Source organism: Leisingera sp. ABM4_103, from assembly GCF_056158685.1.
In genome coordinates this window covers 18607-44321 of sequence record NZ_JBSWTU010000002.1, presented here as the reverse complement: position 1 = coordinate 44321, position 25715 = coordinate 18607, and the positions used below count along the sequence as shown (strand labels likewise).

Genomic DNA, 25715 nt, shown 5'->3' with positions numbered 1-25715 from the left:
TTTACGCTCCGCGGGGTGCCGCGAGGATGATAGCGGCACCCAACAAGCATACAGCGGTGCCGAGCAGATCCCACCTGTCCGGCCGGTGCCCTTCGGCGAGCCACATCCAGAGAATGGACGCGGCAATATAGATCCCACCATAGGCCGCAAAGGCGCGTCCCGCAGCCACAGTGTCGACCTGAGCCAGAAGCCAGCCGAACGCCACCAGCGCCGCTACACCGGGGACAAGCCAAAGAGGGGACGCGCCAAGACGCCACCATGCCCAGATGGCAAAGCATCCGGCGATCTCAGCCAAGGCCGCGAGCGGATAGACGAGCACTGCGGTCATCTCAGGCGCCGATCTCGTCGTGGTCCGTCAGGCACTCGGAATGGTCGCGCAACACCTCCAGCACACGGCAATCGGCCGTGTGCCCGCCGCTGCATTCATGCACCATCCTCTGCAATTCTGTCCGAAGGGCTTCAAGTCGGGCCATACGTTGCTCAACCTGCTTAAGTTGCCTGCGAGCGATGGCATCGGCCTCCGCGCAAGACTTGTCCGGATGATCGCTCAGATCGAGAAGCTCACGGATCGCGTCCAGCGAGAACCCGAGTTGCCGCGCATGCCGGACGAAAGACAAACGGTCAAGCTCACTATCTCCATAGCGCCGCTGACCGCCAGCCGATCGCCCGGGCTCGGGCAAGAGTCCGATCTGCTCGTAATAGCGGATCGTCTGCACCTTCGTCCCGGTCTTTTTTGCCAAAGTGCCGATTGTCAGCATATCATCTCTCCAGACTATCTACAGCCCGTGTAGCTTTAAGCGTTTTTTTGCACAAGTTCCGCTTGGCATCTCACAGGTCAGTGAACATCGCTCTTCCATCCATAATAAGTCTTGAACCTACAGTAGCTAGAGGGTGTAAACGCGCTGAAAATATAGAATCAAATTCGGGCGGAGCGCGTGAAGCTTTCAAATCTTCAGAAAGTACTATGGGTTTTGGCGGGCGCGGCGGCGTTCGTTTTCATCTGGCTGCTAATGTGGGCGGACTACCGCGCCGACCTTGCCCAAGCCGAGACCGAACCACCTTTCTTTGCGCAGTTCGAACTCACGGATCATCGCGGCATGGTCCAAACAGACGAAGATTTCGCAGGGCGCTGGATGCTGGTCTTCTTTGGTTTCACCAATTGCCCCGACGTCTGTCCAACAACACTGTCCGAAGTCGCGGCCGTGATGGAGGGCTTGGGCGACGAGGCGGCAAAGGTCCAGCCGATCTTTATAACGATTGATCCGGAGCGGGATACGCCGACAGCACTTGCCGGGTATGTGCCCCTGTTCGACGCTGGGATCATCGGGCTGACCGGCACGCCGGAGCAGATCGCCGCAACATCCGAGACCTTCCCAATTTTCTTTGAGAGGATCGAGGAGGCCACCGCGCCGGGTGGATACACAATGGGGCACACATCGCACCTGTTTCTTTTTGATCCGCGGGCGGGCTTCGCCAATTCCTGGCCCTACGGCACACCCGCCGAAGAGATCCTTGCGGATCTGAGAAAGAGGATCTGATTGCCATGACCCGCCTTTCCGGAGAAGCGGCCCTTGTTCTTGCTTGGATCATTGCGCTTATCGCATCGCTTGCCGTGCTCTTTATTGGCGAGGTGCTTGGTCAAACGCCTTGCGTCCTTTGCTGGTTCCAGCGCGCCTTCATGTTCCCCCTGGCTATCGTTCTTGGGCTCGGGCTGTGGTGGCAGGATCCCCGCGTGGGGCGCTATGGCGTTGCGCTAGCGCTTGGGGGGGCGGCAGTGGCGTTGTATCACATCGGCCTCTATGTCGGGCTGATCCCCGAGGCGATCCAGCCCTGCACGGCGACCGGCCCCTCTTGTACCGACGACAACCAGGTGGTCTTCGGCATTCCGATTCCGCTGTTGGCGCTTGTCGCCTTCACGATGATCGGGATGCTGTCGGCCCTTTCACTGAAGGAAAAACAAACATGAATCGACGCGGCCTCGTTCTATCCGTTCTGGCTGTTGGCGCCGCAGGTTTTGGCGGCGCGGCCTGGTATGCCACCCGCCCCCAACCCATGGCAGAGGCAGTCCCTGTCGCGCCCGAAGTGAACGATGTGCTGATCCGGCCCTATTCCCCGATCCTCGGCCCCGAAACGGCACCTGTCACGATTGTCGAGTTTTTCGATCCAGCTTGCGAGGCATGCCGCGCATTCTATCCCGTGGTCAAAGAGATCATGGCTGAGCACGGTGATGCGATCCGTGTCGTAATTCGATACACCGCGTTTCACGGGGACGCTTCGGTGGAAGCGATCCGTGTTCTCGAAGCTGCGCGGATGCAGGATGTGTTCGAACCCGTGCTGGAAGCGGTCCTGCGCGAGCAGCCGCGATGGGCGTCCCATGGCACTCCGGCACCGGGTTTGATCCTTGAGATTGCCGCAAGCGGTGGTCTGGATGTCGAAGCTGCTCGGACACAGATGCTGGCCCCCGGTGTCGTGGCGGTGCTCAATCAGGACCGCGCTGATGTCGAAGCGGTAGGCGTGCGACAAACGCCCACGTTCTTCGTCAACGCCAAGCCATTAGACCCGTTCGGTGAGGCCGAACTGCGGCGACTGGTGGCTGCGGAAGTTGCGGCCAGCCAAAGTTGATGCTCGGCCAGATACAGGAGAATTCTTCATGACAAAACGATCTTACATCAATGGTTTGCCCCTTGTCTTGCTACTCTCGGGCATGTCGACTCCGGCATTTGCCGGTTCGGAGGATGTGGTCGTCGAAAACGCGTGGTCCCGTGCTTCAATCGGGGTCAACCGCCCTGGTGCGGCCTATATGACTGTGCGCAACACCGGTGAAGACACGGTCACGCTGACCGGGCTTACAACACCACTGGCCGTGATGCCCCAGATCCATGAGACGAAAACCAACGCCGACGGCGTCAGTTCTATGGCGCCTGCTGACGAAATCACGATTGAACCGGGCCAAAGCGTAGCATTGGAACCGGGAGGGCTGCACGCCATGCTCATGAAGCTGCAAAACCCGATGATCGAAGGCGAGACCTTCCCACTGACACTGACGTTCTCGGACGGTGGTGAAGTGACTGTTGAGGTCCCAATTCTGGGGATCGCCGCGCGCGGGCCGGAGAGCTGATGCAGCGTCGACATGTGGTCCAATACGGTGCAGCCGGTGTAGGCGCTGTCGCTCTGATGCTCGGCGTCGGTTGGTGGCGGGTGGATGGTCCCGGTGCACCAAAACCGGCCGGCCAAAGGCCTCTCCCCCTGTCGGCGATGGATTTCCGACTGACCGATCACGAAGGCAATGAAGTGGGCCCGGAAACCCTGATCGGACGCCCGACCATGGTGTTTTTCGGGTTCACCTACTGCCCGGATGTCTGCCCCACGACGTTATCGGATATCTCAGGTTGGCTTGAAGATCTCGGGGACGACGCCGCGCGGATGAACGTGGTCTTCATCACAGTCGATCCGGAGCGGGACACGGTCGAGGCCATGGCCGAATATGTCGGCTATTTTCATCCGGCTATTCGCGGCTGGACTGGGCCGGCAAACCAGGTTGCCCGCGCTGCAGAAGGATTTCGTGCCTCGTATGAGCGCGTCCCGACCGAAGGCGGCGACTATACAATGAACCATACGGCAAGCGTATTCCTGTTCGATGCCAAGGGTGAACTCGTCACCATGATTGACTATCACGAGCCAAGAGAATTCGCAGTGCCGAAGATCCGGCGTGCACTGACAGAAGACGTAGAGGGGGCAACATGAAGATTAGAATTGTTTTGGCGAGCGCTGTGGTCGCAGGCGCTTTTTCGCTGACCGCCATCGCCATTTCTGGCGTTCTTTCTAAAGAGCCAGTGCCTCCTGCGATTGCTGAAGCGACCCTCTGGACTCCCGATCCGCTCTCGATGCCTCAGATCGCCGACTACGATGTGACACCGCCCGCTGCATTTCACGCCGACAATGCTAGCCCAATGCGACCTCTGCCGCTCTTGCAATCTGTCTTCGCAGAAACCGCCTTGCCCGAGATTGAACCGCCTTTGATCACTTGGTCGCGTGAGATCGCGTCGGGCGAGACGCTGGATGCGGTCCTGGCGAACGCGGGTATCGCTGCGCCTGCGCGTGCCGAAATCGCGCTCGCGCTTGGTGCAGAATATGACCTGCGCCGATTGCGCCCGGGCCATGAGATCACTGTGATCTCAAAGGTGGACGGAAATCCGAGCCGCGTGGAACTGGCAGTTGACGATGGGGTGCGGATCGAAACGGTCTTTGGTCAAGAACTTGTCACACGCGTGTTGGAGCCAGACCCTGAAATGGTGACGTTCGCGGGCGAGGCAGTGATCGAAAGCTCTGTCTTCGCGGCGTTGGACAAAGCAGGCATCCCTGCTCGTTTTGCGGTCGACATGGCGCAGATGCTGGGCGGCACAGTAGATTTTCGACGCGAACTTTCCGGTGGCGAGACGATGCGTATTCTTTGGCGCGAAGCCCGCGACGGAAACGAGAGGATCGGTCAGCCCGAACTTGCCTTTGCCACACTGGACCTTGGTGAAACGGTCTACGAGATCGTCTGGCCGGATGACGGCAGCGGTGAAGCAACGATCTATGTCGATGGAGAGGTCCTGCGTGTTTTTGCCCAACCGGTGGAAGGAGCGCGGCTGAGTTCCGTCTTTGGCCGTCGCACACACCCGGTCTATGGGAATGTGCGCATGCACACCGGGGTCGACTTTGCTGCGGCCCGCGGTACGCCGGTGAAAGCGACAGCACCCGGACGCGTGAGCTTCATCGGACGTCGTGGTGGATATGGCCGGGTGGTGGAGATAGCGCATGGATCCGACACCCTGACACGATACGCACATCTCAGCGAGGTGCCGGACACACTCGAACAAGGGCAGCGCGTTTTGGCCGGAGACATGATCGGTCGCGTCGGTGCGACCGGCACCGCGACCGGCCCAAATCTCCATTATGAGGTTCTAGTCGATGGTCGCCCGACCGATCCTCTCTCAGACGACAGACTGGCAGAGGCGGCCGAGCGGGATGCGGATGACACGGCTGCACTTGAGCGATTGGCTGAGGCACGCTCGCTACTGGCCGAGAGGCTCACCAGCGAATTTGTGCAAACAACAACCGAAAGGCTTTAATCCATGAAACGACTGGCTCCCGCCCTTGCAGTCACGCTGGCCTTGTTTCCCGCAGCGCAAGCGGTCGCCGATGCGATCCAGATTGATGTCCGGAAGACAAACGGCTGCGGCTGTTGTCTGTCCTGGATGAAGCACCTCGAGGAAAGCGGATTCGCGCCGACAGGCGAGGACATGTTCGGGGGATCTCTTGTGCGCTTCAAACTCGACAATGGCGTGCCTCAGCGCATGGTCTCCTGCCATACGGCTTTGGTCGACGGCTACGTGATCGAAGGACATGTACCGGCATCAGACATTCAGCGTTTGTTGGATGAGCGTCCAGATGCAGTGGGGTTGGCGGTGCCCGGAATGCCCTATGGATCGCCGGGCATGGGACCGGAAGACGATCGAGAGGCTTATGAGGTCTTCCTGATCCGCGGCGATGGATCGACCGAGATCTTTAGCAGTTATTCGGCCGCTGACTGACGTATCGACGAGACCTCAACGCTTGGAACCCCTCTCCCCAATTACCCTTGGCTTTCTAGGAAGTCTGGCCGCCGGATCGCTGACAGCGGTCGGGGCGATCCCCGTTCTTTTCGGGCGCATCCCATCCCGGGCTACACGCGATCTGCTACTTGGCTTTGCAGCGGGTGTCATGCTCGCTGCATCGTTTTTCTCGCTGATCATCCCGGCTCTCGATGCAGCCGAAGGACAGTTCGACAACGGTGCTCTCCCGGCGGCCATCGTTTGTGTTGCTATCTTGCTTGGCATGGGCGCGGTCGCTCTGATGAACGAACGGCTGCCGCATGAGCATTTCAAGTCGGGGCGGGAAGGCCCTGACTCTGCTTCGCTGCGCCGCGTCTGGCTCTTCATCATCGCGATCACGATCCACAATTTCCCCGAAGGACTCGCCGTTGGTGTCGGGTTCGGGGCTGACGGTCTTTCTGGTGGCTTGCCGCTTGCGATTGGCATTGGGCTGCAAAACGCTCCCGAGGGTCTCGCCGTAGCGGTCTCATTGCTTGGTGAGGGATATTCCAGGCGCCGTGCGTGGGGCATTGCCGCCCTGACAGGTCTTGTCGAGCCGGTAGGCGGGCTTCTTGGGGCTGGGATCATCAGCATCTCGCAGCCGCTGTTGCCATGGGGCCTCGCCTTCGCCGCCGGGGCGATGCTCTACGTCATCAGCCACGAAATCATTCCCGAAACCCACCGTTCTGGCCATCAAAACAGGGCGACACTCGGTCTCGCGGTTGGCCTGGTGATCATGTTGTTCCTCGATGTATGGCTGGGAGGATGAGATGAAACAGTCCCATTTCCAAGGTTTCTTTGCGGCTGGAACTGCTTTTCTTGTCGATCAGGTGACAAAAGCAATTGTCGTCGCCAATGCGGCAGATTTGAGCGCCGGAGTTCCGGTCTTTCCCGGTTTCAATCTCATCTACCTGCGCAACGATGGCGTGACATTTGGATTACTTGGTGGAGCGCCATGGTGGAGCCTTACAGTGTTGGCCCTCGCGGTCTGCGGCTGGTTGACTGTCATGTTATTGCGCACTGACAACCGGGCCGAGGCTATCGCCTATGGTGCGATTATCGGTGGCGCGCTCGGCAACGTCCTCGACCGCATCCGGTTTCGGGGTGTGACGGACTTCCTCGATTTCTATGTCGGATCCACGCATTGGCCCGCCTTCAACATGGCGGATGTTTTCGTGGTCAGTGGCGTGGGCCTACTGCTCATAGCCCCTTGGTTGAGCGCCAAGTTGAAAACTGGCACATGATGGCGGGCTTGCGACCACTGACGGGTCGTGGCCGTTACATTCCCCTGCGATCAGGGATTAGCTTTGCAGCGGGCGGTTTAACGGTTTTAACCCTTCCACCATTCTCATGGCTGATCGTTGTTCCGGTCGCCTTCTCAGCACTCTTTCTCGTCCTCCGGCAGGTTTCGACAGCGCCCGCCTTCTTCATCGGCTGGGTCTTCGGAATGGGCCAGTTCGGGTTTGGAGTTTCCTGGATCGCCGAGAGCTTCTACGTCGATGCCGAACGTTTCGGTGCCCTTGCGATCCCGGCAGTCGCGGGACTGTCCGCCGGACTGGCCATATTCCCAGCGATTGCGGCGATGTTATTTGCCACCATCATGCAGCGCCGTGCTGTCGGCGGCATTACGGCAGGTCTTCTGCTTGCAACCTGCTGGGTTGCCGCAGAATGGCTGCGCGGTCATGTCCTGACGGGGTTTCCCTGGAACCTTGCCGCTTATGCTCTTGTCGAACATGCCGCCCTGCGCCAACCGGCCGCCTGGGTCGGAAGCTATGGGCTAAGCTTTCTCACGGTCTTTATCGGGCTGTTGCCCGGTGTGTTGATTGTGGCGGCACCAAACAGACGCGTGCCTGTTCTCGTGCTCTTCGCCGCTGCGGTGATGGGCCTCTGGGGTGGCGGCGCGCTGCGTTCAGGGACGGATGTGCCGCCGACGGACATCGCTTTGCGCATCGTCCAGGGCAATGTGCCGCAAGTCGAGAAGTGGGCACCGGGCAGCCGCGAGCGAACACTGGAAAAATACTTGAGCTTGTCTGCGCAACCTGGACGCTTCGACCTGCTGCTGTGGCCGGAAACGGCCTTTCCCGGTTTTCTGGACGAGGACGCCTTGGCGCGCAGGCGGTTATCCACGGTTCTGCCAGACGGCAGGATCCTTTTGACAGGAGTGCCTGACCGCGTAGAGGGCGATGGGGAAACCCGATATTTCAACACGGTTCAAGCCTATGACGGCAACGGCGAAATTCTGACGGGATATGCAAAACATCATCTTGTTCCGTTCGGGGAATATGTGCCCCTGAGAGGCTGGCTGCCGATCGAGCGGCTCACCGAAGGTTTGGGCGATTTCACGCCAGGACCAGGGCCACGCACGCTGGCGATCCCGGGTGCGCCTCTGGTCGCGGTGGCGATCTGTTACGAGATCATTTTTCCGGGCCAGGTGGTCGATGACCTTTTTCGCCCCGACTGGATTTTCAACGCAACAAATGATGCCTGGTTCGGTACCAGCATCGGCCCCGAGCAGCACCTCGCCTCCGCGCGCATGCGCGCGGTCGAAGAAGGGCTTCCTGTGGTCCGGGCGGCCAACACGGGGATTTCCGCGATCATCGACGCCAAGGGAGAGATCATCGCGCGCCTCGAGACCGGACAAACTGGAGTCATAGATGCCACCCTGCCGACAGCGCTTGCGCCTACACCTTACGCACGTTTCGGTGATTGGACATCGCTGGCGCTCATCTGTGCGGTCTGGGCCTTAGCCTTTACCGTCGGATCGGCCAGACGACGTTTCAATTCAGAAAAATCAAAATCGGAGGAATCGTGATGCTGGTGCTCGCAGGCTTTGTCGGAGGGGCGCTCTGGGGTGGCTATCTGGCGCAACGGCAGAAAGGGAACCGCCTGGATATACTTCAATACGCGACAGGCTTCGGTATTGCTTTCGGCCTACTCGCTTTTTTCGCCTCGGTGATCCTCTTGCGCATCACGTCTTGAGATTGCTTTGGCACCGGCAACGAATTGAAACGACTGTTCAACATATTACTGTACTTGCTCCTGGCGATTTTTGCATCAGGACTGGCCGTATCCGGTGTCGTCTACTTTCTTTTGCGCGCCTCCGTCCCCGACTATGACGAGGATTTCAGTGTTGCGGGAATCGAAGGTCCAGTCGATATTCTGCGAGATGCTGCGGCCATACCGCACATTTCTGCAAACTCCGCTGCGGACGCCTATTTCGCGCTTGGTTTCGTTCACGCTCAGGACAGGCTTGGCCAGTTATTGAGGGCAAGGCGGGCAGCGCAAGCCTTGTTGCCACTTGACCAGACGATCGAAGTCGAGCCTTCGACAGCCCAAGCGCTCGACGCATATGCCGCTGGTGTCAACGCGTGGCTTGGTCTGGTATCCGAAGGCGGGCGCGGCAGAGGCTCACCCGATCTGTTGATCGCGGATGAGAGAATGATCGCTGCCTGGAGACCCGTCGATAGTCTCAGACTTGCCCAAGCGTTTCTGAACGATCTTCAACCCGAGAGACGCCAGAGTGACCTGTCCGGCTTGTCAGATCGACCTCTTTTGCCCGAGCTGTTTGTGACCTCGCCCAAGGTCAGCCTCGATGCTTGGGCGTTGCCTGGAGACAGAACAGCTTCGGGAGCACCAATTCTCGCCGCCGATATACGTGGCCCCTTATCGCTGCCTTCTGAATGGTACCTGGCGGATATTCAACTCCCGACCGGAGCCGCGATTGGGGCTACAATGCCGGGTGTGCCCTTCATTGTCGTCGGTCGCAGCGAACGCGTCGCTTGGGCGTTCCGATCTCTGTCACTGACTGCCCTTAAAGAGCCAGTGAGTCCCACCGCTGCCAAGGCCGGCAATTTTCTGATGATGCTTGACCGTCTGGCGCGGTCCGCCGATGTGAACGATGCTATGGACGCAAGCATGAACCTGGCACCAGCCGGATTGGAGATTCTTGCCATCGGCCGAGAAATCCTTGCTCGCTGGCCTGACAGGGAGGTCGAAACGCCTTTCTCGTTTCGAGACGCCCGTCTGGCAGCTCTTGATGTGCGGCAACCGATATTCTCGGTCGAGGGCGCGATTGCGGCGCAGCGCGACACGGTCAGCACTGCCGCGCGGGCGCTTCTTCCTATAATGGCAAAAGAGCTCTGGTTCGTGGGTTCCGCAGGCGCTCTCGAAGAGAACCGCGCAGATGAGTTTCGCGGCGATATTCTGGGTCAACTTGCCCAATGGAATGGCGACATGGATCGCTTTTCACCGGAACCGCTCGTGTTCTGGGCCTGGGCGCGCGCGTTGCAAAAACGGATACTTCAGGATGAATTTCCATCCGCGACAACGGTCTGGGCCAGGCCAAATGCCGATATCCTATTTGCGGTGCTTTCAGATCGCGGAGGGAGCGCAATCTGGTGCGACATCCGCCCGTCCACCCGCATCGAGACCTGCCAGGATCAGGTTCGTGCGGCCCTGGATGATGCCATCGGCTGGCTTGTCGACCGCTACGGACCCGATCCGTCAGATTGGGTCTGGGGCGAAGCACACGCTTTGAATATGGGGTGGGCGCCAATCCGATCGAGTGGGATCATCAGCGATCTGCTGTCTCTCGAAGCCCCATCTTCGGGCGATCCATACACACTGATTGCAACGCTGTTATCTTCTGACAATGACCGCCCCTTCGCGGCCAGCGCGGGCACCAATTTTCAGGCGGTCATGTCGTTTTCGGAAGAAGCCGGATCCTATTTCATCGCGCCAGCCGGTCAGTCCGGCCACCCGCTCTCACGTTTCTATGAAAACCTTTTTCTCATGTGGATGCAGGGCAAATATCTCACGATGTCCACTGATCTGTCCTTGGCCCGGGGTGGCGCTGTGGGAACATCCCGACTTTCACCGGTATCCGTCGATACGCCGACAATACAAAATGACAGGAGCCGATGATCACTTACTTCCTCCTTTTCGACCCGTTTGGGTATGCGATTTCGCCAGTGTCCCTTGTTTCCGTCAGCTTGGCCGCATGGGTCTACATGCGCGGCCTCGTGCGATCCGCTCGCATTCGCGGGACGGTGTCTATGTGGCGGCAAGCCCTGTTCCTCGCTGGCTTGACCTGCATTCTCGCGGCCACAAATGCGCCTCTGGCTTCGTTGGGGCATAGCCTCTTTTCGGTGCACCAAGTGGAGCACCTTCTCCTCCGCCTTGCAGGACCACTACTCTTCGCGGTCTCTCAGCCGTGGCGATTATTGCAAGCCGGTTTGAACAGACGGTGGCGTCGATACCTCGACGCTCTTGGAAAATCTTTTGCATTTCGGTTCTTGGCACATCCGGTAACCGCCACTGCCGCGCTCATCACGTCGCTCTTTATCTGGCAGATTCCAGTGCTTTACGGACTTGCTCAGCGCATCGCGGCGATCGAGGTGTTCGCCCATTTTGCGATGGTGCTGGCAGGGATCTGGTATTTCGGCATGCTCTTCGACCCGAGAGATCCCCCTGAGGGCGCGAGGCGCGGCGCAAGGCTGATCTCCGGTTTCGCGGTGATCGTTTCAAACATTTTTCTGGGTTCCTTGACGACACTCAAAGAGGTGAGCCTCTATGCTTCCTACCAAACGGCGGGAACCGGGTTTCTCGATCCCCTGTCCGACGAAACCATGGGTGGCTACACGATCTGGGTCCCGTCCTCGATGCTGATGATCGCCGCGATCATTCTGGTCATGAACGGGTGGAACGCGGCCGAGGTGCGTCGCTGGAATTCACGATACGAGTTGGTGCGAGGGTCAAACTCCGCGGCGCTCGAGTTTCCGGAAACGGCCGAAGAATTGCGTCTGAAAGTAGCAGAGCCAAACCGCGACATGGGCCGGACGCTCGCCATAGGTGCCTTGGTCATGTTCTTCATCGTCATGACGACGGTGGTGACAATTGTCTATGCGCTTTGAACAGAGGAGCAAATCAAAGGTTGTATCCACGTCTTTTCCCGCGATCGACATTCTCGCTGCACCGTCGTCGCAGTCAGAGATTTTGGGCACACTATCTCGGGCTGGCCAAGCTCAGAGGACACGAACGATTTTCTGCACTAAGGTTGACCATCAGAACAAATGCCAACCCACCAGCCTTTGACTGCTGACGCCGCCGCCTCCTGAGTCTTGCTTTTCTGAATTTCGCGAGAACTTGATGCTGCGCTACTTGCCGCTTTGAGATTGCAGGAGGGCGTGTTCGAAGGCCTCCAGCGTGGTCGTGCTGACGTGATGCTCGATCCCTTCCGCATCGCGTTCCGCAGTCTCTTCGTCGATTCCCAGGCTGAGGAGAAACGCGACGACGATCCTGTGTCGTCGGCGGCAGGCCTCGGCCAACTCCCGACCGGCATCCGTGAGGAATATGGCGCGGTAAGGTTCCCGCCGCACCAGGCCAGCAGCTTTGAGCCGCGAGATGTTCTTGGTCACGGTCGGCGGCTTCACTCCAAAACGTTCGGCGATTTCCACCGGCCTTGCCTCTCCGCGCGACTCGATCAGTTCGGCGATCAGTTCAACGTAATCTTCCGCCATTTCGCTCTCATGTGCCTGACGCACGGTCGCGAACCCCTCAGCCTGTGCTTCGGGAGCCCTGTCGACAGTTTCGAACGGTTCATGTTCCTGTGATTGCAGCTTTGTCATAGTTGGGACTTTGCAGGGAAACTGCAGGATTGACAACTTGTTTGCTTAGGGTAGATAAATTAGCCGTGTCTAACTTTTGAATTCGGAGACTGCGGTGATTCAGAAATTCCTTGGAGCGTTCATTGTCGCACTCGCAAGTGCGCTCGTCCTGTCCGGACCTGTCGCTGCGACGCCTGCCAAGGAGGCTCCATGGCTTCCCGAGGCGGCGGCCTACCGGCTGACTCTCTTCCTCGGAAATCTCGAACCGCTGCCTTGGGATGACGTCGGGACCGCCTGGGCCGAACCCTACCGGGGTTCGGAATTCTCTGTTGGTGCATTGGCATGGCTGGACGGCAACAGCGACATCGGACCCGCCCCCCTTCTGGACGCCATCACTCGCGAAGACCGCCAGGCGGTCTTTGCCGAGGCGACGCGGCTGATCGCGCGCCGGATCGACGAGGAACTGGACCGAGCAGTCATGGCCGACGACCCTGCACGTGCGCAGCAGGCCGTGCGGACAGCCCGAGAACTCTATCGCTCGTTCGCGGACGGTATCGCGGCTGCTGATCCCGACGCTTCGAGACGCATCGGCCTCGCCTGGCTGGAACTCAACAGCAGCACAGGTTCCGCCGGTGTTCTTGGTGCTGGTGCCACACCCGCGAGTTGCAAAACCATGGAAGCCGCGCGCGAAGTCATCTCCCTCTATCTCGCCGAGAATTACCTCGTTGACGATTTCGCGCCGCGCCGGACGCTGAGCGCGCTGCCGGAAACTGTTGTCCTGAGTGGCCGCACCATCGAGGTGCCGCCTAGCCTGCCGCCGGGGTTTGACATCTTCGATCAGGATCCGCTGCCGCGCCTCGTCCTCAATTTCGAGGAGCAGGGCATCGACGAGACCGACCTGCCATTGGTGGCCTATGGCGACATGCTATTCGACAGCGCGCAAATCTTTGGCAATCCGGCGCAGGGTCTCGGGGTCGCTTGTTCGACCTGTCACAACCGATCGGACGTTAACCAGAGGCTTTTCATTCCGGGTGCGAGCCATCAACCAGGCGCGATCGATGTCGATGGCGCCTTCTTCAACCCGATCTTCAATGACCGGCGTGATGATCCGATTGACATCCCCAGCCTCCGTGGCCTGCGCTTCACCGGGCCCTACGGCCGCGATGGCCGCTTCGCCTCCTTGCGCGATTTCACCCGCAACGTCATCGTCAACGAGTTCGGCGGCGATGAACCGACGCCCTTCATGCTGGATGCTCTGCTCGCCTACATGCTCGAATTCGACTTCCTGCCCAACTCCATGCTGACACCGGATGGTCAGCTGACCGAAGCCGCTCCCGAGGCAGCGCAGCGCGGCGAAGCGATCTTCAATACACCCTTCGCGGCGCTCGGCGACCGTTCCTGCTCCAGCTGCCACGTCCCGGACACGAACTTCCTGGACCGGCAGGCCCATGATATCGGCTCGGTTGCGTTGGCCTACGATGGCGCCCGCACCGGTGCGATGGATACACCCACGCTGCTCGGCACCGTCTACACCGCGCCCTATTTCCACGACGGGTCGCTGCCGACCCTGGCCGCTGTCGTGGACTGGTTCGACGAATCGAAGTCGCTCGGCCTGACCGGAGCGGAACGGGCCGACCTGACGGCCTATCTGGAGACCGTGGGCGCAGCGGACGAGCCCTATGAGGCATTCGACGCCGAGAACACCGCCTTCCGGCTGGCATTCTCCGAACTGACGACCTTCGCCTCGACGCTTGATACGCTGCTGCCGCAGCGGGATGCAAAACATATCCTGCTGCTGACCGACACCGTGGCCGCGGACCTTTCGGCGGACGCCAGCACAATGTCGAACCTGGCTGCGCGGCCTGAAGTCTACGCGTTGGCCCAACGTCTGGCCGAGGTTGGTGACGCCGTTCGTACTGATGACTGGGTGGCTGCCGAAACAAGCTGGACCGCGTTCAAGTCCGAAGCCGACGCAATCGAAGAGAGGGCATTCTGATGGCGATCCATATGAACCGCAGAACGATGTTGGCGCTGGCCGCTGCGGGCGCAGTATCGCTCGCAACCCCGCTGGCCGCGCAGGACACTGCGTTGCGGCTGGCTTTCATCCCGCAGGAGAACCCCGAGAAGCTCCTGGGCGACATAGAGGCCATCAGCGGCTGGCTGGCCAGTGAGATCGGCGTCCCCGTCGAAGGGTTCGTCACCATCGACCATGCGGCGGCGGTCGAGGCGCTGAGAAACGGCGACGCCGACATCTCCTTCATGGGCGCCCTGCCCTTCGTTCTGGCCGAGGCCGAGATCGGCGCGGTGCCGCTTCTCTCCGAGGTCTACCGCGACGCGCCGAGTTATACGGGACGCATTTTCGTGCGTCGCGACAGTGGCATCGGCGCGCTTGCAGACCTGCGCGGACGCGACATCGCATTCGCCGATCCGATCTCGGAATCGGGCTATCTCTACCCGCTCGCCGAATTCGTCGAGGCTCGGCTGATCGACGGCCCAGGCGCGGCGGAGGCATTCTTCGGCCGCGTCTTCTTCGCAGGCGGCTATCAGCAGGCCATGCAGGCGATGGCCGAAGGTCTGGTCGACGCTGCGGGTGCCAGCCAGTATGCCGACCTGCTCCTGACGCCGCAGCAGCAAGCACAGGTGACATGGATCGCGGAAAGCCCGCCAATCCCCAGCCATGTCGTGATCGCGCGACCCGGGTTGGATGCCGAGGTGCAAGACCGCTTCACCAACGCGATGCTGCGGCTCAACGAGCCCGAGAACCGCGACAAGCTGCGCTATCTCTACGGGCCGGACGGCTATGTCAGGGCCGACCCTGCCGCCTATGACGGCGTGCGCGACATGGCACGGCGATATGGGCTCCTGGAATGACCACCGCCATCCGGATCGACGACCTGAACTTTGCCCATCCGGGCGGGAGTGTTCCGGCGCTGGAGCAAGTCTCGCTTACGATTTCGACCGGCGAAAGCGTCGCTTTGCTCGGCCCGTCCGGGGCAGGAAAAACAACGCTGCTGGCATTGCTCGATGGCAGGCTCCACGGCTGGCGCGGGCGCGTTTCAGTCTTGGGTGCGCCGCTCGATCCAGACCAACCGCCGCCGCGCGCAAGCCGACCTGATACCGGTTTCGTATTTCAGGAATTCGCCTTGGTCGAACGCTCCACGGTTCTGCGCAACGTGCTCAACGGCCGCCTAGGCCGGATGGCGCCCCTGCGCGCCCTGCTGGGGTCGCCAAGGCCACATGATCTCGACATTGCGCGCACAGCCCTCACTGATTGCGGCATTGCCGATCTCGCCGAACGCCGGGTCGACAGTCTCAGCGGCGGCCAGCGGCAGCGCGTGGCCATTGCGCGGTGTCTCGCGCAGGAGCCACGGCTGATCCTCGCCGACGAGCCGGTGAGCAACCTCGACCCCACCCGCGCTGGGGAGGTCTTGGCGCTGCTGACCGGGGCGGCGCAAGCGCGCGGCGCAACGGCGCTGTTTTCCTCGCACCAGCCCGACCTGGCGCGGCGTTTCGCGCAGCGCATCATCGGCATGCGGAACGGGCGGATCGTGTTCGATGTGCCGACATCCGAGTTGCAGGACGAGGCGACGGCGGCTCTCTACCGGGAGGCAGAGCCGATGCCCGGTTCCGGCCTCCGGGCGGTGTCCTGATGGGCCACCGCAGGTTCGGCGGCTTCGCGACCAGCACCCTGATCGCAGGCGCAATCCTCTGGTCCTTCGCCACGACCGATGTCGAGTTGTCGCGTCTCGTTTCGGCCGGTCCGCGGATCGCTGACTTTCTCGGGCGGATGTTCCCGCCCGATCCGACAGTGATGGCCGAGATCAGGAAGGGCAGCGCGGAAACGCTGAGAATAGCGATCCTCGGTTCCCTCGGCGCTGTGATCCTGTCGATCCCTCTGGCCATCCTCGCCTCCGAGACCATGGTCTCGCGCATGGTGTTCGGCCCTGTGCGCGCGCTGCTGGCCTTTATCCGGGCCGTGCCGCTGATCCTCGTGGCCATGCTTATGGTGGGCGCTGTCGGGCTCGGGCCGCTGCCCGGCATCATCGCGGTCGCCTTTCATGCAACGGGGATGCTCGCCAAGTTCTATGCCGAGGCGATCGACGGCGTGTCCCGCGCGCCGATCGCAGCACTGGAAAGCGCCGGCGCCGGACCGCTCGTGCGGCTCAGGCATGCGATCTGGCCGCAGATGGCCCCAGTCATTGCCCGCGACACGATTTTCCGGTTCGAACTGAACCTGCGCGAGTCGCTGATCCTCGGCATCGTCGGCGCGGGTGGGATCGGCTTCTACATCCAGACCTACGTGAGATCCTTCCAGTATGATAAGGCCGCCAGCGTCACGATTGCGGTCGTCGTCATGGTCATGGCCATTGAGGCGATCAACGTCGCACTGCGGCGCCGCTTCACCTGATCCTTAGGCGTAAATGTCGATCGGTGTCCCGTCCCTGACCATGGCATAGATTTCCTCGATCTGGCGGTCAGTGACGGCGATGCAGCCTGCCGTCCAGTCGCGGACATTCATTGGGTCGATCCCCTTGCGCGGTCCTCCGTGGATGAAAATGTCGCCACCGGGCGACTTTCCTTGAGCCTGCGCAAAAGCGATGTCTGCCGCGTTGGGATATGAGATGCCAATCGACAGGTGAAAGAGGCTCTCCGGGTTGCGCCGATCAATCACGTAGGAGCCCTCCGGCGTACGGCCGTCCCCCTCGAACTGCTTGTGACCTTCGGGCGCGAAGCCTAATCCGATGGGATAGGTCCGCAAGACGTCATCCACCCCGTCCAGAACCAGAAACCGCTGTGCCTTATACATGCGTAGCCGGGTCACTTCGGGTCCGTTGTAAGACCGGAACTTGCTGGCACAACCTGACAGGAAGGAGGCCAATCCGCCCATCAAAAAGGCGCGCCGTGGAAATCTGGTGTTTGTCACTGCTCGACGCCCCTTTTTGCGAGGTCTGTTGGTGCCAGAGGTTACTCTACCGAAGACGTCGGATCAATGACCGTGCGCCAGTGCTCCCTTCGCCATCTGCTCGCCCACCGGTTCACCGCCCGAAGGCCCGTCCTTGATCCGATGGCCGTTCAAAAGCCGCAGCGCATTGGCGACCACCAACAGGGAAACGCCTACATCCGCAGCGATGGCGCCCCACATCGAGGCCATCCCGAACGCGGTCAGCCCGACGAACAGCGCCTTTGTTGCCAGCGATATACCGATATTCTGGTGGATAATCGTCATTGTCCGCCGAGAGTGAGTAATCAGCCACGGCACTCGAGCCAGATCGTCGGTCATCAGTGCAATATCTGCCGTTTCGATCGCCGCATCCGATCCGACAGCCCCCATGGCAATGGCATAATGCGCGCGCGCCATTGCGGGCGCGTCGTTCACGCCGTCGCCGATCATCGCCACCATATCGTGGCATTCCACCAGTTCCTCGATGGCCTTCACCTTGTCTTCTGGCAAGAGTTCGGCGCGCACCTCGTCAATGCCGACCTCGGCCGCCACCGCACGTGCGGTGCGTTCGTTGTCGCCCGTCAACATCACGATTGTCTTCACACCCTGCGCGTGCAGACGCGCAACGATACCCTTTGCATCGGGGCGAATGCGGTCACGAAGCTCCAGCACGCCGGTCACGCCGGTCTCGTCACCCACGGCAACCAGGGTGCTGCCTGCCCCTTCGATCCGGTCCCGAAGATCCGCCGGAATGGCATTGCTGAAACCTTTCTCTTGGGCAAACCGATCTGATCCGAGCCAGATCGCGCGCCGGTCGGCGCGTCCTTCGAGCCCGCGCCCAGGCACGGTCCGCGTGTCCTCTGCGGCAGACACGGAAACACCATCGCTTTCTGCGCGCGCGAGGATGGCGCGTGCCAGCGGGTGCGAGGACCGCGCCTCCAGACTGGCTGCCAGCGTGATGATTTCGCGAGCGGAGGCTTCACCCAGCGGGTGAACCGCCGCCACCTCAGGCTCGCCCATGGTGATCGTTCCCGTCTTGTCCATCGCCAGCGCTGTGGTGCGCCCTGGCGCTTCGACATAAGCGCCGCCCTTGATGAGCACCCCTGCTCGCGCCGAAGCGGCCAGCGCTGCTACAATGGACACCGGCGTAGAAATGACCAGTGCGCAAGGACATGCGATGACAAGAAGGACCAGCGCATTGTAGAACCAATAGTCCCAGGCGCCGCCGAGCAAGAGTGGCGGCACCACCGCGATGGTGATCGCCACCGCCATCACGATGGGTGTATAAATGCGCGCGAATTTCGCCACCCATTGCTCGACCGGCGCGCGGCGGGCATGGGCATCACCGACCAGACGGATGATCTTGGCCAACACTGTGTCGGAAGCTGCCTTGGTCGCTCGTACCGTCAGTGTGCCTTCGCCGTTGATCGTGCCGGCATAGACCTCATCGCCCGGCTCCTTTGGCACGAGCGCGCTTTCTCCGGTAATGGGAGCCTGATCGACGGCTCCCGCCCCCTCCACCACTTCACCGTCGAGGGGGATGCGGTCGCCGCCGCGCACAATGAAGCGATCGTTCACGGCGACCTCTGCCGCAGGCACATCGGTTTCGCTGCCATCTGATCGGATCACCCGAGCTGTCGGCGGCGCCAGATCCAGCAAGGCCGATACCGCGTTGCGGGCCCGCCCCACACTCCAGCTCTCAAGGTAAAGCGAAAGTGAGAAGAAAAACGCAACCGTCGCGGCCTCGAAGAATTCGCCCAGCCCGATGGCACCCGCCACTGCGACCACCATCAACAAGTTCATGTCAGGGGAAAACCGTCGCGCGGAAGACCAAGCCTTGGGCGCGACCAGCCAGACCCCGAAGAGAATTGCCACCGCGAATAACCCTGCTTCCGCGAGTGGCATCGGCATTTCTCCGTGCCCTGCGAATAGCCCGAGCGCACCACCCATGCCGGTTTCGACGATGTGGTAGAGAAAACCTGCCACCCAGAAGCCGCCGCTGAGCGCGGTAAACCGCTTTTGACGTGCCAGATGCGCGGCCTGATTCTCTGCTGCGTTGTCGGCGTCCCACGGTTTTGCGCTCATGCCGGTACTCGCGACCAGTTGCGAAATCTCGTTGTCCGAAATCCCGACTGCGGTATCCAGAATTGTCATCCGCCCATTGATGACATCGAACGCCAGATGCTCAGTCCCGCCGACTTTTGGACCGACCACCCTATTCAGGATTGCCACCTCTTCGGCACAATCCAGACCGGAAACTTGAAAACTTCGCCCATTCGACGGGATGGATTCTGCCGGTCCCGTGTTGGCTCCAGCACCGCAGCACGCAGCACCATCTCCATGAGAGTAGCGAGCTACGCTCGCATGTTTGTGATCATCAACATGATCGTGACTGCAGTCAGAGCTGTGCTTGTGGTCGTGGCGGTGGCCATTGGAAGACATGGGATTGACCTCGGGATTCGTTCATTCCACATTGAGATAGCCCCTACAGTAACTAGAGCTTCAAGAGCTAAAACAGAAACTTGGTCAAGTAAGGACACCGATCTGCGGAACCTTGAAACGCGTTGCCAAGTCTGTGGACGCGGCTGACCTGCCAAAAAGTGAGATAGATATGCTTCAAAAATATGCGGTGATCATGGTTGCAACATTGGCCCTGGCTGGCTGTGCGGTACCTCCGAAGGAAGACAACGATCCATTCAGGGTCGGGAATATTCCAGAATCTGTCGCAGCCCTCGCTGCACCCGACCAGGATCTCAACACGGCACGGCTACGTCCCGAAGATAATTGCTATTGGTATGCGCATAGTGGGCCTGTGGAAACGACCTTGGTCCCGTTGCGATCGGCAGGCGGCAATCCCATCTGCGTCGCGCGCCAATCCTGATTGACGCGTCCAAGCGTCGGATTGACGGCGCGGCTTGGGTCAACTCTGCGGAGTCACGCTGTCCTCGGCCGAATATAGGAACGCCATCGAGCCAATCTCCACATTCGGATACAGATCGTTTATGTGCGCCATGACCATCCGGACGCAACCGGAACTTGCTCGGCCGCCGATGCTTCGCGGCTGTGGTGTACCATGGATGCGCAGATAGGTGTCTCGGTCCCCGACAAAGAGATAAAGCGCCCGTGACCCGAGCGCGTTCTCAGGTCCGGGTTCCATACCGTCAGCGATATCGGCGTAGAGCTCCGGGTCGCGGTCAATCATGTTCTGTGTTGGCTGCCAATGCGGCCACCTGACCTTGCGCTTAATCGTGTAGACACCCGGCTCATAAAGTTTGCCACGAGCAATCGCTACGCCATAGCGCATCGCCGTTCCGCCTTCCTCGATATGGTAAAGATAGCGCGCAACAGCATCGACATGGATGTCACCGGCCACAAGACCATCTTTAGCTACAACCCGCTGCGGCAGAAAGCGCGGATGCAGGCCCCACGGGTTTGATGTGGCTGGATTATAGCCCGGCGGTGTAACCTGTGCATCCCAAGCAGCCTTTTCCGCTTCAGTGGGCCAGGTGTCAGCGAGGAGCGGACTTGAGATAGACGCCGAGAACAATGCGGTAGTCGTCTGGATGAAGTGTCGTCTTGTCAGCATGTATCGTGCTCCGCGCAGTTTCTATTTCGGTGTCGGATCTGTCAGATCGATTTGCTCCACGCTAAAACGTCTAGCAACTAGAGGTTCAAGGGTTAAATTTTCACTTAACCGCGAGAAGCAGAGGGTTGAATAGCGATTTCAATGCTAGACGTTCACGCGCCAACTGGGTCAGCAAAGGGCTAAATCCAAAAAGGCTTCTCTACTATATCGTTGCACGCCACATCCGATAGCGCCCCTGCCCGGTCACCTCACGGATCAGACCCCGCGCTTCCAACCAGCCAAGGTTGCGCTGGACGGCGGCGCGGCTGGCGCCAGTCAAGATTTCGGTCATCGGTGCAGAGACGAGTGGCCACTCGGTCAGTAAGGCGCGGAGAGCAGGTGGCGTCTTGCCCGAGAGCGGTGCCATTTCGGCGTCTGCGCGCATAGCCCATGCCTCTATGTCGTCTAGGTGCCGCATCGCGCTCAAGGATGCTGTCATCATCCCATCGAGCCAACGCGCCAGACGGTCAGCGGGTGGGCCGCCAGCGCGCAGCCCCCCTGATCCGCCCATGGCCAGAGGTGCAAAGACTGCCCCCCTTCCCTCACCGGCCGCAATCCTTGCGGCTGTGACTGCCGCCTCCATCCCGTCTCCGTGCTGTCCAAGACCAGCGAGGTTCCAGAGGTGGAAACCCATGCAGGCGCGGCTGATCGGATGCAGATCGACAGCTCGCGCCATCAGATCCAGCCAGCCGCTCGCACGATTCATGAAAGGTTCGGCATCATCACCAAGGTTCTCGGGGTCGCGGCGGTCGAGAAAGGCGGAAAGGTCCACCTCGGGCCCCGGCCCGCCGCTCAAACGGCGAACTGCCCATCCGACACGCGCGAGTGCTGCGGTGTCCTCCTGAACGCCTGACAGGCGCATGGATATCCAAAGAGCAAGGCGATCCGGGACGATACGATCACCCACAAACCAGCTGAGGTCAGCTGCCTCGATCAGGGCAAGCCTGTGTCGCCATCCTTCGGGGCCGCGCTTCAGGCGGTCGTCCAGCGCGCCGACGCGACCAGCTACACTGGCAAGACGCGCGGCGAGACCCGCCTCTGCTTTCCGCCATTCATCAAGGACTTCGGTTTCGCGCGGTTCGGCCCGTGGTCCGGGCGGCAGATAATCCGGCTCCTCTTCCATGGGACCGGGCAAGAACCAAAGATCGTCCTCGGACGACTGTTCCACCCCCTCAGCATCGAGAAAGAGAGCGTCCGATTCATCATGAAAGGCAGGCGCTTGAGGCTTCATATGTGCAAAATACTGGATTTTTGCATTTTACCCAAGGGTTTTGTCAGAGTGGACCCACGCTTCTTAGATAGCACGCGCGGGCGATGGTCGGCGAGGGCTCTCTGATCGCGCTCAGCGCAAGGAAACCAAGGGTTTTTGGACGAGCACGACGAGCGAGCACTTACTTGCTTTCGTTTACAAACGGTCGTTTATTGATGATACATAAAATTGCAAACGGCCCGTTTTCATGCCCCTGATAGGCTACGCCCGTGTTTCCACAGAGGATCAGACCCCCCTGCCCCAGTCTGAGGCCCTGCAGTCTGCGGGATGCGCCGAGATCTTTGAAGAGCACGCCTCGGGCGGCAATCGCGCGCGACCGGTGCTGGCACGCGTGCTCGAACGCGTCCAGAGCGGCGATACGCTGGTCGTTGTGCGGATCGACCGGCTTGCGCGATCTCTGTCGCACTTGCTGGAGGTGATCGAAAGACTGGAGGGAAAGGGGGCGTTCTTCCGCTCGCTCCAGGACCCGATCGACACTGCCTCGCCCCAGGGCAAGTTCACGTTGCAGGTTCTGGGCGCTGCGGCTGAGTTCGAACGCGCTCTGATCCGCGAGCGCACAAAGGCCGGGCTTGCCTCTGCGCGCGCCAAAGGGCGCGTAGGCGGCAACCCAGGGCTACGCGCCAAGGATCCCGCCGCGCTGCGCAAGGTGCGGCTGGCACGGCAGGACGGCTATATGGAACGCCTGAACGAGACCGCGCAGGATTGGGTGCCTCATGTGCGCCGCCTGCGCCCCGATATGGCTTGGGAAGACGTGCTGCGAATTATCAATGCCCCCCTGCCCCCAGATCACCATTGGACACAAGGCCGACTGCTCCGCGCTGTGAAGGCATATGTGCGCGACGGGTTCCTTCCTGCCGAGGTGCTTGGCCGCGCCGGACGCCGCGAAACCGATGACCGCCTGCCGGCCATCGTCGCAGCGATCAAAGGCGCGGACCCCGAAATCACGCTGCAGGCGATCTGCGATCGGCTAGAGTCGATGCGCGAACGGACCCCTCGAGGTCGTGCCAGCTGGCAGCCGTCTTCGGTCAAAATGTTGCTCGAACGAGCGGAGCGGCTTGGCCTAATTTCATCAGAATCGGCTCACTCCCAACTGTAACTAGCAGAGGCTCAAACAGCTGAATCTATCGCTCTAAACACCGTCAGAAGGTCAATTGTGCCATTGGTTGCATGGGTTTAGCCAATACCATCCAAACAATCCCCATGAATGGCTTGAAGCACGGTCTTTTGGATTTATCACCATAAAATCAACAACTTGCAGTTATCTTGATGTGACTGTACGTATTGGTGCTGTGGATAACTTTCACACTACATCTAGATTCTTCTTGCCGGACTCACTTGATCGTGGCATTCCCATTCTGACGGTAAAACGCGTCAGTCGCGCTGTACACCGTCAGAATGACCAAGAGCCTCAACAGAGGCCGAGAGTGGGCGGCAGGACATGGATGATCGTAACGTTGGATACGCGCAAGGCATAGGCTCTTCCGACATCGGAGCATTTGCCGACAATCTGGCTGAATCTTTGGATCGCCAGATGAAGATCGCTTTCGAGCCCGAAGAACGAAAGTCCCTGCGCCGATTCAGTTCTACCGAAGTTGCCAGCCTCCTGCGCGTTAGCACATCTAACCTGCGCAACCGGCACAAGGACGGCAGCTTCCCGGAAGTTCATACAGACAACCGCGGACACCGGTTCTACACAGCCCAAGAGATCGATAAGCTGCGCGACATTCTGGGGCGCACCGGAAAGAACGCAGAAAGCTACCGCCCCGGTCGACGTGAAGGCGATCGTCTCCAGGTGATATCTGTCGTCAATTTCAAAGGCGGATCGTCAAAAACAACAGCAACGATCCATCTTGCACAACGGTATGCTTTGCGAGGTTACCGAGTGTTGGTCTTGGATCTCGATCCGCAGGCAAGTTTGACCACCTTTTTCGGCTTTCGGCCAGAGCTCGAGTTCGCCGAAGGCGGCACAATCTATGATGCCCTGAGATATGAGGAACAAGTTCCGCTCTCAGCCGTCATCCAAAAAACCTACTTCCATAAGCTCGATATGGTCCCAGCGGGCCTGATGCTCTCGGAATACGAAACTGAGACGGCAAACGCCCTCGCCCGCCGGGTGCAACCCATATTTGCGGAGCGTCTTGCCTTAGCGCTTGAGGAAGTAGAGGCGAATTACGACATCGTTCTGATCGACTGCCCACCTCAACTTGGCTTTCTGACCCTAACGGCGTTGGCAGCCTCGACGGGACTCCTAGTAACGGTCGTGCCTGGCATGCTCGACATTGCTTCAATGAGCCAGTTCCTGAAACTTGCTTCGGAAACGGTAAAGGCTGTCGAAGAAGCCATTGGCAGGCGCGTTACATGGGACTTCGTAAAGTTCTTGATCACGAGATACGAGCCGTCGGACGGGCCTCAGACCCAGATGGCGGGCTACCTGAGATCGATCTTGGCCGGACAGGTCATGACTGAGCCAATGCTGAAATCTACAGCAATCTCGGACGCCGGTATGACCCAGCAAACCGTCTACGAAGTTGATCCGAGCCAATTCATTAGAAAAACGATTGATCGCGCTCTGACCAGCGTGAATGGCGTTGGAGATGAGTTGGAACAGACAATCCAAATGGCATGGGGGCGTCGCTGATGGCCCGAAATATCTTCAATCAGCCTCCAAAGGACGAGAAGGAGAGCGCGGCCCCCTCCCCTACCCCGCCAAAAGCAGCAAAACTGCCAGGATCTGTTGGCGGATTGCGCGACTCTTTGCGCGAGATTACCGCGAATTCGATCCGTGACATCGAGCCCGATCAGATTGACATGGATGGTCTGCGCGATCGGTTGGTGCTGGAGGATTCCAGTATTGATGAGTTGGCCGAAAGCATTCGCAAGCATGGGCAACAAGTACCAATTATGGTCCGTCCATCAGCGCAACCGGACAGATACCGTATCATCTACGGACGACGCAGGCTCGCAGCGATCCGCATGGTCGGCGGAACGGTCAAGGCGATCGTTCGAAGCCTGGATGACGACGCATCTCTGATCGCACAGGGCCAAGAGAACAACCTCCGACTAGACCCGTCTTTCATTGAGAAATCTCTTTTTATCAAAGAGATGCAGGAATCAGGTTACAAGCCAAACGTCATTCAGGATGCTCTCGGCTTGACACGGCAGGGCGTGTCCAATCATCGCGTCGTCATAGAGCAACTGCCAGAAGGGCTTGTACAGCTGATCGGGCCGGCACATGGCATCGGACGACGGCAATGGGGTGACCTGGCCGCTTTGTCGAAAAAGATAGATCTGGTGAACACAGCCAAAGAGGTGATCGCCGCCCTGCCCGACGACACTCCAAGCGCGGATAAGTTTCAGGCAGTCTACTCGGCTTGCTCGAACAAGGCGCGTAGCGACAAGAAGCAAGCCAACCGCAGCCTAACGTCCGTTGTCAAAGATGGGGACGGTAGCTCTGTGGGAACGCTGACAGTCGACCAGAAAACGATCGCTATCAAGATCACCAAGAAGGACAACCCAGAATTCGGCCAATGGATCGAAGAGCGCGCGGAGGCAGCGCTTTTGAAGCTCTTCGAACAGTGGCGGAATGAGAGCGGCTCTGGGTCCTAAGCCCCGAGCCACACAGAGTAACTCGAGCAGAGGAGAAAAGCGAAGACCAGAA

Annotated in this window: 28 protein-coding genes; 21 read left to right on the top strand and 7 right to left on the bottom strand. The window is 59.9% G+C overall.

Annotated features, from left to right (window positions below; all coding sequences use genetic code 11):
• Window position 1: 1 nt before the first annotated feature.
• Both ACXAED_RS00345 and ACXAED_RS00340 read right to left on the bottom strand, forming a co-directional pair.
• A complete protein-coding gene (locus ACXAED_RS00345; protein ID WP_043872274.1) occupies window positions 2–328 on the bottom strand; it encodes a YnfA family protein in 327 nt (108 codons plus the stop codon).
• 1 nt (window position 329) lies between these two features.
• A complete protein-coding gene (locus ACXAED_RS00340; RefSeq protein ID WP_037239845.1) occupies window positions 330–758 on the bottom strand; it encodes a MerR family transcriptional regulator in 429 nt (142 codons plus the stop codon).
• A 213-nt stretch (window positions 759–971) separates the two neighbouring features.
• On the opposite strand from ACXAED_RS00340, the gene ACXAED_RS00335 reads away from it, so the two are divergent.
• From ACXAED_RS00335 to ACXAED_RS00275, 13 genes are read left to right on the top strand one after another with little or no spacing between them, the layout of a single operon-like run.
• Window positions 972–1538, top strand: coding sequence for an SCO family protein (locus ACXAED_RS00335; protein WP_043872275.1), 567 nt, complete (start codon window positions 972–974; stop codon window positions 1536–1538).
• 5 nt (window positions 1539–1543) lie between these two features.
• On the top strand, window positions 1544–1966 hold the full coding sequence (locus tag ACXAED_RS00330; protein ID WP_009820114.1) for a disulfide bond formation protein B: 423 nt from the start codon (window positions 1544–1546) through the stop codon (window positions 1964–1966).
• Window positions 1963–2622, top strand: coding sequence for a DsbA family protein (locus tag ACXAED_RS00325; RefSeq protein ID WP_009820115.1), 660 nt, complete (start codon window positions 1963–1965; stop codon window positions 2620–2622). Before ACXAED_RS00330 ends, ACXAED_RS00325 begins: the two co-directional genes overlap by 4 nt.
• A gap of 28 nt (window positions 2623–2650) precedes the next feature.
• Window positions 2651–3118: a copper chaperone PCu(A)C gene (locus tag ACXAED_RS00320; RefSeq protein WP_040652268.1), complete on the top strand. Its 468-nt coding sequence runs from the start codon at window positions 2651–2653 to the stop codon at window positions 3116–3118.
• Complete coding sequence (locus ACXAED_RS00315; protein WP_043872276.1) at window positions 3118–3744, top strand: SCO family protein; 627 nt, start codon at window positions 3118–3120, stop codon at window positions 3742–3744. The genes ACXAED_RS00320 and ACXAED_RS00315 overlap by 1 nt, the downstream gene beginning before the upstream one ends.
• The gene (locus ACXAED_RS00310) at window positions 3741–5114 is read left to right on the top strand and encodes a M23 family metallopeptidase (protein ID WP_043872277.1); all 1374 of its coding nucleotides are present in this window, start codon (window positions 3741–3743) and stop codon (window positions 5112–5114) included. The genes ACXAED_RS00315 and ACXAED_RS00310 overlap by 4 nt, the downstream gene beginning before the upstream one ends.
• 3 nt (window positions 5115–5117) lie before the next feature.
• Complete coding sequence (locus ACXAED_RS00305) at window positions 5118–5576, top strand: DUF411 domain-containing protein (RefSeq protein WP_009820119.1); 459 nt, start codon at window positions 5118–5120, stop codon at window positions 5574–5576.
• Window positions 5577–5598: 22 nt separating this feature from the next.
• Entirely contained in the window at window positions 5599–6384 is a 786-nt protein-coding gene (locus ACXAED_RS00300) for a ZIP family metal transporter (RefSeq protein ID WP_040652270.1), read from the top strand.
• Window positions 6365–6859 (top strand): signal peptidase II, encoded by a 495-nt coding sequence (gene lspA, locus ACXAED_RS00295; protein ID WP_009820121.1) that lies wholly within the window; start codon window positions 6365–6367, stop codon window positions 6857–6859. Before ACXAED_RS00300 ends, lspA begins: the two co-directional genes overlap by 20 nt.
• Window positions 6856–8427: an apolipoprotein N-acyltransferase gene (lnt, locus tag ACXAED_RS00290; protein WP_052453652.1), complete on the top strand. Its 1572-nt coding sequence runs from the start codon at window positions 6856–6858 to the stop codon at window positions 8425–8427. Before lspA ends, lnt begins: the two co-directional genes overlap by 4 nt.
• Window positions 8427–8594 carry a hypothetical protein gene (locus ACXAED_RS00285; RefSeq protein ID WP_043872279.1) on the top strand — a complete coding sequence of 56 codons (168 nt, stop codon included), beginning with the start codon at window positions 8427–8429 and terminating at the stop codon, window positions 8592–8594. Before lnt ends, ACXAED_RS00285 begins: the two co-directional genes overlap by 1 nt.
• A 24-nt stretch (window positions 8595–8618) precedes the next feature.
• Window positions 8619–10538, top strand: a complete 1920-nt coding sequence (locus ACXAED_RS00280) for a penicillin acylase family protein (RefSeq protein WP_475046045.1) — start codon at window positions 8619–8621, stop codon at window positions 10536–10538.
• Window positions 10535–11527 carry a cytochrome c oxidase assembly protein gene (locus tag ACXAED_RS00275; protein WP_040652273.1) on the top strand — a complete coding sequence of 331 codons (993 nt, stop codon included), beginning with the start codon at window positions 10535–10537 and terminating at the stop codon, window positions 11525–11527. The genes ACXAED_RS00280 and ACXAED_RS00275 overlap by 4 nt, the downstream gene beginning before the upstream one ends.
• 243 nt (window positions 11528–11770) lie before the next feature.
• Here the strand turns inward: ACXAED_RS00275 and mntR are convergent, their stop codons facing one another.
• On the bottom strand, window positions 11771–12241 hold the full coding sequence (gene mntR, locus ACXAED_RS00270; protein ID WP_009820125.1) for a manganese-binding transcriptional regulator MntR: 471 nt from the start codon (window positions 12239–12241) through the stop codon (window positions 11771–11773).
• Between the two features lie 94 nt (window positions 12242–12335).
• On the opposite strand from mntR, the gene ACXAED_RS00265 reads away from it, so the two are divergent.
• From ACXAED_RS00265 to phnE, 4 genes are read left to right on the top strand one after another with little or no spacing between them, the layout of a single operon-like run.
• Window positions 12336–14216, top strand: a complete 1881-nt coding sequence (locus tag ACXAED_RS00265; protein ID WP_475046043.1) for a cytochrome c peroxidase — start codon at window positions 12336–12338, stop codon at window positions 14214–14216.
• Entirely contained in the window at window positions 14216–15091 is an 876-nt protein-coding gene (locus ACXAED_RS00260; RefSeq protein WP_043872281.1) for a phosphate/phosphite/phosphonate ABC transporter substrate-binding protein, read from the top strand. Before ACXAED_RS00265 ends, ACXAED_RS00260 begins: the two co-directional genes overlap by 1 nt.
• A complete protein-coding gene (locus ACXAED_RS00255; protein ID WP_475046042.1) occupies window positions 15088–15870 on the top strand; it encodes a phosphonate ABC transporter ATP-binding protein in 783 nt (260 codons plus the stop codon). The genes ACXAED_RS00260 and ACXAED_RS00255 overlap by 4 nt, the downstream gene beginning before the upstream one ends.
• On the top strand, window positions 15870–16628 hold the full coding sequence (gene phnE, locus ACXAED_RS00250) for a phosphonate ABC transporter, permease protein PhnE (protein WP_009820129.1): 759 nt from the start codon (window positions 15870–15872) through the stop codon (window positions 16626–16628). The genes ACXAED_RS00255 and phnE overlap by 1 nt, the downstream gene beginning before the upstream one ends.
• A gap of 3 nt (window positions 16629–16631) precedes the next feature.
• On the opposite strand, the gene ACXAED_RS00245 is transcribed toward phnE, so the two are convergent.
• Window positions 16632–17108 carry a L,D-transpeptidase family protein gene (locus tag ACXAED_RS00245; protein ID WP_043872282.1) on the bottom strand — a complete coding sequence of 159 codons (477 nt, stop codon included), beginning with the start codon at window positions 17106–17108 and terminating at the stop codon, window positions 16632–16634.
• 99 nt (window positions 17109–17207) lie between these two features.
• A complete protein-coding gene (locus tag ACXAED_RS00240; protein WP_234994810.1) occupies window positions 17208–19604 on the bottom strand; it encodes a heavy metal translocating P-type ATPase in 2397 nt (798 codons plus the stop codon).
• Between the two features lie 169 nt (window positions 19605–19773).
• Between ACXAED_RS00240 and ACXAED_RS00235 the strand changes: the two genes are divergently transcribed.
• Window positions 19774–20043 (top strand): hypothetical protein, encoded by a 270-nt coding sequence (locus tag ACXAED_RS00235; protein ID WP_050686128.1) that lies wholly within the window; start codon window positions 19774–19776, stop codon window positions 20041–20043.
• 39 nt (window positions 20044–20082) lie between these two features.
• Here the strand turns inward: ACXAED_RS00235 and ACXAED_RS00230 are convergent, their stop codons facing one another.
• Both ACXAED_RS00230 and ACXAED_RS00225 read right to left on the bottom strand, forming a co-directional pair.
• A complete protein-coding gene (locus ACXAED_RS00230) occupies window positions 20083–20748 on the bottom strand; it encodes a L,D-transpeptidase (RefSeq protein WP_043872284.1) in 666 nt (221 codons plus the stop codon).
• A 202-nt stretch (window positions 20749–20950) separates the two neighbouring features.
• Window positions 20951–22018 (bottom strand): hypothetical protein, encoded by a 1068-nt coding sequence (locus ACXAED_RS00225; RefSeq protein WP_050686115.1) that lies wholly within the window; start codon window positions 22016–22018, stop codon window positions 20951–20953.
• Window positions 22019–22244: 226 nt separating this feature from the next.
• Here ACXAED_RS00225 and ACXAED_RS00220 point away from each other — a divergent pair, with 226 nt between their 5' ends.
• The 3 genes from ACXAED_RS00220 to repB all read left to right on the top strand — a co-directional run bounded on the left by ACXAED_RS00220 (window position 22245) and on the right by repB (window position 25663).
• Window positions 22245–23153, top strand: coding sequence for a recombinase family protein (locus ACXAED_RS00220; protein WP_043754160.1), 909 nt, complete (start codon window positions 22245–22247; stop codon window positions 23151–23153).
• A 342-nt stretch (window positions 23154–23495) separates the two neighbouring features.
• Entirely contained in the window at window positions 23496–24695 is a 1200-nt protein-coding gene (gene repA / locus ACXAED_RS00215) for a plasmid partitioning protein RepA (RefSeq protein ID WP_043754158.1), read from the top strand.
• Complete coding sequence (repB, locus tag ACXAED_RS00210) at window positions 24695–25663, top strand: plasmid partitioning protein RepB (RefSeq protein WP_223229246.1); 969 nt, start codon at window positions 24695–24697, stop codon at window positions 25661–25663. Before repA ends, repB begins: the two co-directional genes overlap by 1 nt.
• The last annotated feature ends 52 nt before the right edge of the window (window positions 25664–25715 follow it).

What these genes read in the sequence shown, in the direction of transcription:
- ACXAED_RS00310 (WP_043872277.1), top strand. Translation starts at nt 3,741, where the DNA reads ATGAAGATTAGAATTGTTTTGGCGAGCGCTGTGGTCGCAGGCGCTTTT.
- ACXAED_RS00320 (WP_040652268.1), top strand. Translation starts at nt 2,651, where the DNA reads ATGACAAAACGATCTTACATCAATGGTTTGCCCCTTGTCTTGCTACTC.
- ACXAED_RS00225 (WP_050686115.1), bottom strand. Translation starts at nt 22,018, where the DNA reads ATGAAGCCTCAAGCGCCTGCCTTTCATGATGAATCGGACGCTCTCTTT.
- lspA (WP_009820121.1), top strand. Translation starts at nt 6,365, where the DNA reads ATGTATGGCTGGGAGGATGAGATGAAACAGTCCCATTTCCAAGGTTTC.
- ACXAED_RS00255 (WP_475046042.1), top strand. Translation starts at nt 15,088, where the DNA reads ATGACCACCGCCATCCGGATCGACGACCTGAACTTTGCCCATCCGGGC.
- ACXAED_RS00325 (WP_009820115.1), top strand. Translation starts at nt 1,963, where the DNA reads ATGAATCGACGCGGCCTCGTTCTATCCGTTCTGGCTGTTGGCGCCGCA.
- repB (WP_223229246.1), top strand. Translation starts at nt 24,695, where the DNA reads ATGGCCCGAAATATCTTCAATCAGCCTCCAAAGGACGAGAAGGAGAGC.
- ACXAED_RS00340 (WP_037239845.1), bottom strand. Translation starts at nt 758, where the DNA reads ATGCTGACAATCGGCACTTTGGCAAAAAAGACCGGGACGAAGGTGCAG.
- ACXAED_RS00220 (WP_043754160.1), top strand. Translation starts at nt 22,245, where the DNA reads ATGCCCCTGATAGGCTACGCCCGTGTTTCCACAGAGGATCAGACCCCC.
- ACXAED_RS00305 (WP_009820119.1), top strand. Translation starts at nt 5,118, where the DNA reads ATGAAACGACTGGCTCCCGCCCTTGCAGTCACGCTGGCCTTGTTTCCC.
- ACXAED_RS00240 (WP_234994810.1), bottom strand. Translation starts at nt 19,604, where the DNA reads ATGTCTTCCAATGGCCACCGCCACGACCACAAGCACAGCTCTGACTGC.
- ACXAED_RS00260 (WP_043872281.1), top strand. Translation starts at nt 14,216, where the DNA reads ATGGCGATCCATATGAACCGCAGAACGATGTTGGCGCTGGCCGCTGCG.
- ACXAED_RS00235 (WP_050686128.1), top strand. Translation starts at nt 19,774, where the DNA reads ATGCTTCAAAAATATGCGGTGATCATGGTTGCAACATTGGCCCTGGCT.
- ACXAED_RS00315 (WP_043872276.1), top strand. Translation starts at nt 3,118, where the DNA reads ATGCAGCGTCGACATGTGGTCCAATACGGTGCAGCCGGTGTAGGCGCT.
- ACXAED_RS00285 (WP_043872279.1), top strand. Translation starts at nt 8,427, where the DNA reads ATGCTGGTGCTCGCAGGCTTTGTCGGAGGGGCGCTCTGGGGTGGCTAT.
- lnt (WP_052453652.1), top strand. Translation starts at nt 6,856, where the DNA reads ATGATGGCGGGCTTGCGACCACTGACGGGTCGTGGCCGTTACATTCCC.
- repA (WP_043754158.1), top strand. Translation starts at nt 23,496, where the DNA reads ATGGATGATCGTAACGTTGGATACGCGCAAGGCATAGGCTCTTCCGAC.
- ACXAED_RS00230 (WP_043872284.1), bottom strand. Translation starts at nt 20,748, where the DNA reads ATGCTGACAAGACGACACTTCATCCAGACGACTACCGCATTGTTCTCG.
- mntR (WP_009820125.1), bottom strand. Translation starts at nt 12,241, where the DNA reads ATGACAAAGCTGCAATCACAGGAACATGAACCGTTCGAAACTGTCGAC.
- ACXAED_RS00330 (WP_009820114.1), top strand. Translation starts at nt 1,544, where the DNA reads ATGACCCGCCTTTCCGGAGAAGCGGCCCTTGTTCTTGCTTGGATCATT.
- ACXAED_RS00245 (WP_043872282.1), bottom strand. Translation starts at nt 17,108, where the DNA reads ATGGGCGGATTGGCCTCCTTCCTGTCAGGTTGTGCCAGCAAGTTCCGG.
- phnE (WP_009820129.1), top strand. Translation starts at nt 15,870, where the DNA reads ATGGGCCACCGCAGGTTCGGCGGCTTCGCGACCAGCACCCTGATCGCA.
- ACXAED_RS00345 (WP_043872274.1), bottom strand. Translation starts at nt 328, where the DNA reads ATGACCGCAGTGCTCGTCTATCCGCTCGCGGCCTTGGCTGAGATCGCC.
- ACXAED_RS00275 (WP_040652273.1), top strand. Translation starts at nt 10,535, where the DNA reads ATGATCACTTACTTCCTCCTTTTCGACCCGTTTGGGTATGCGATTTCG.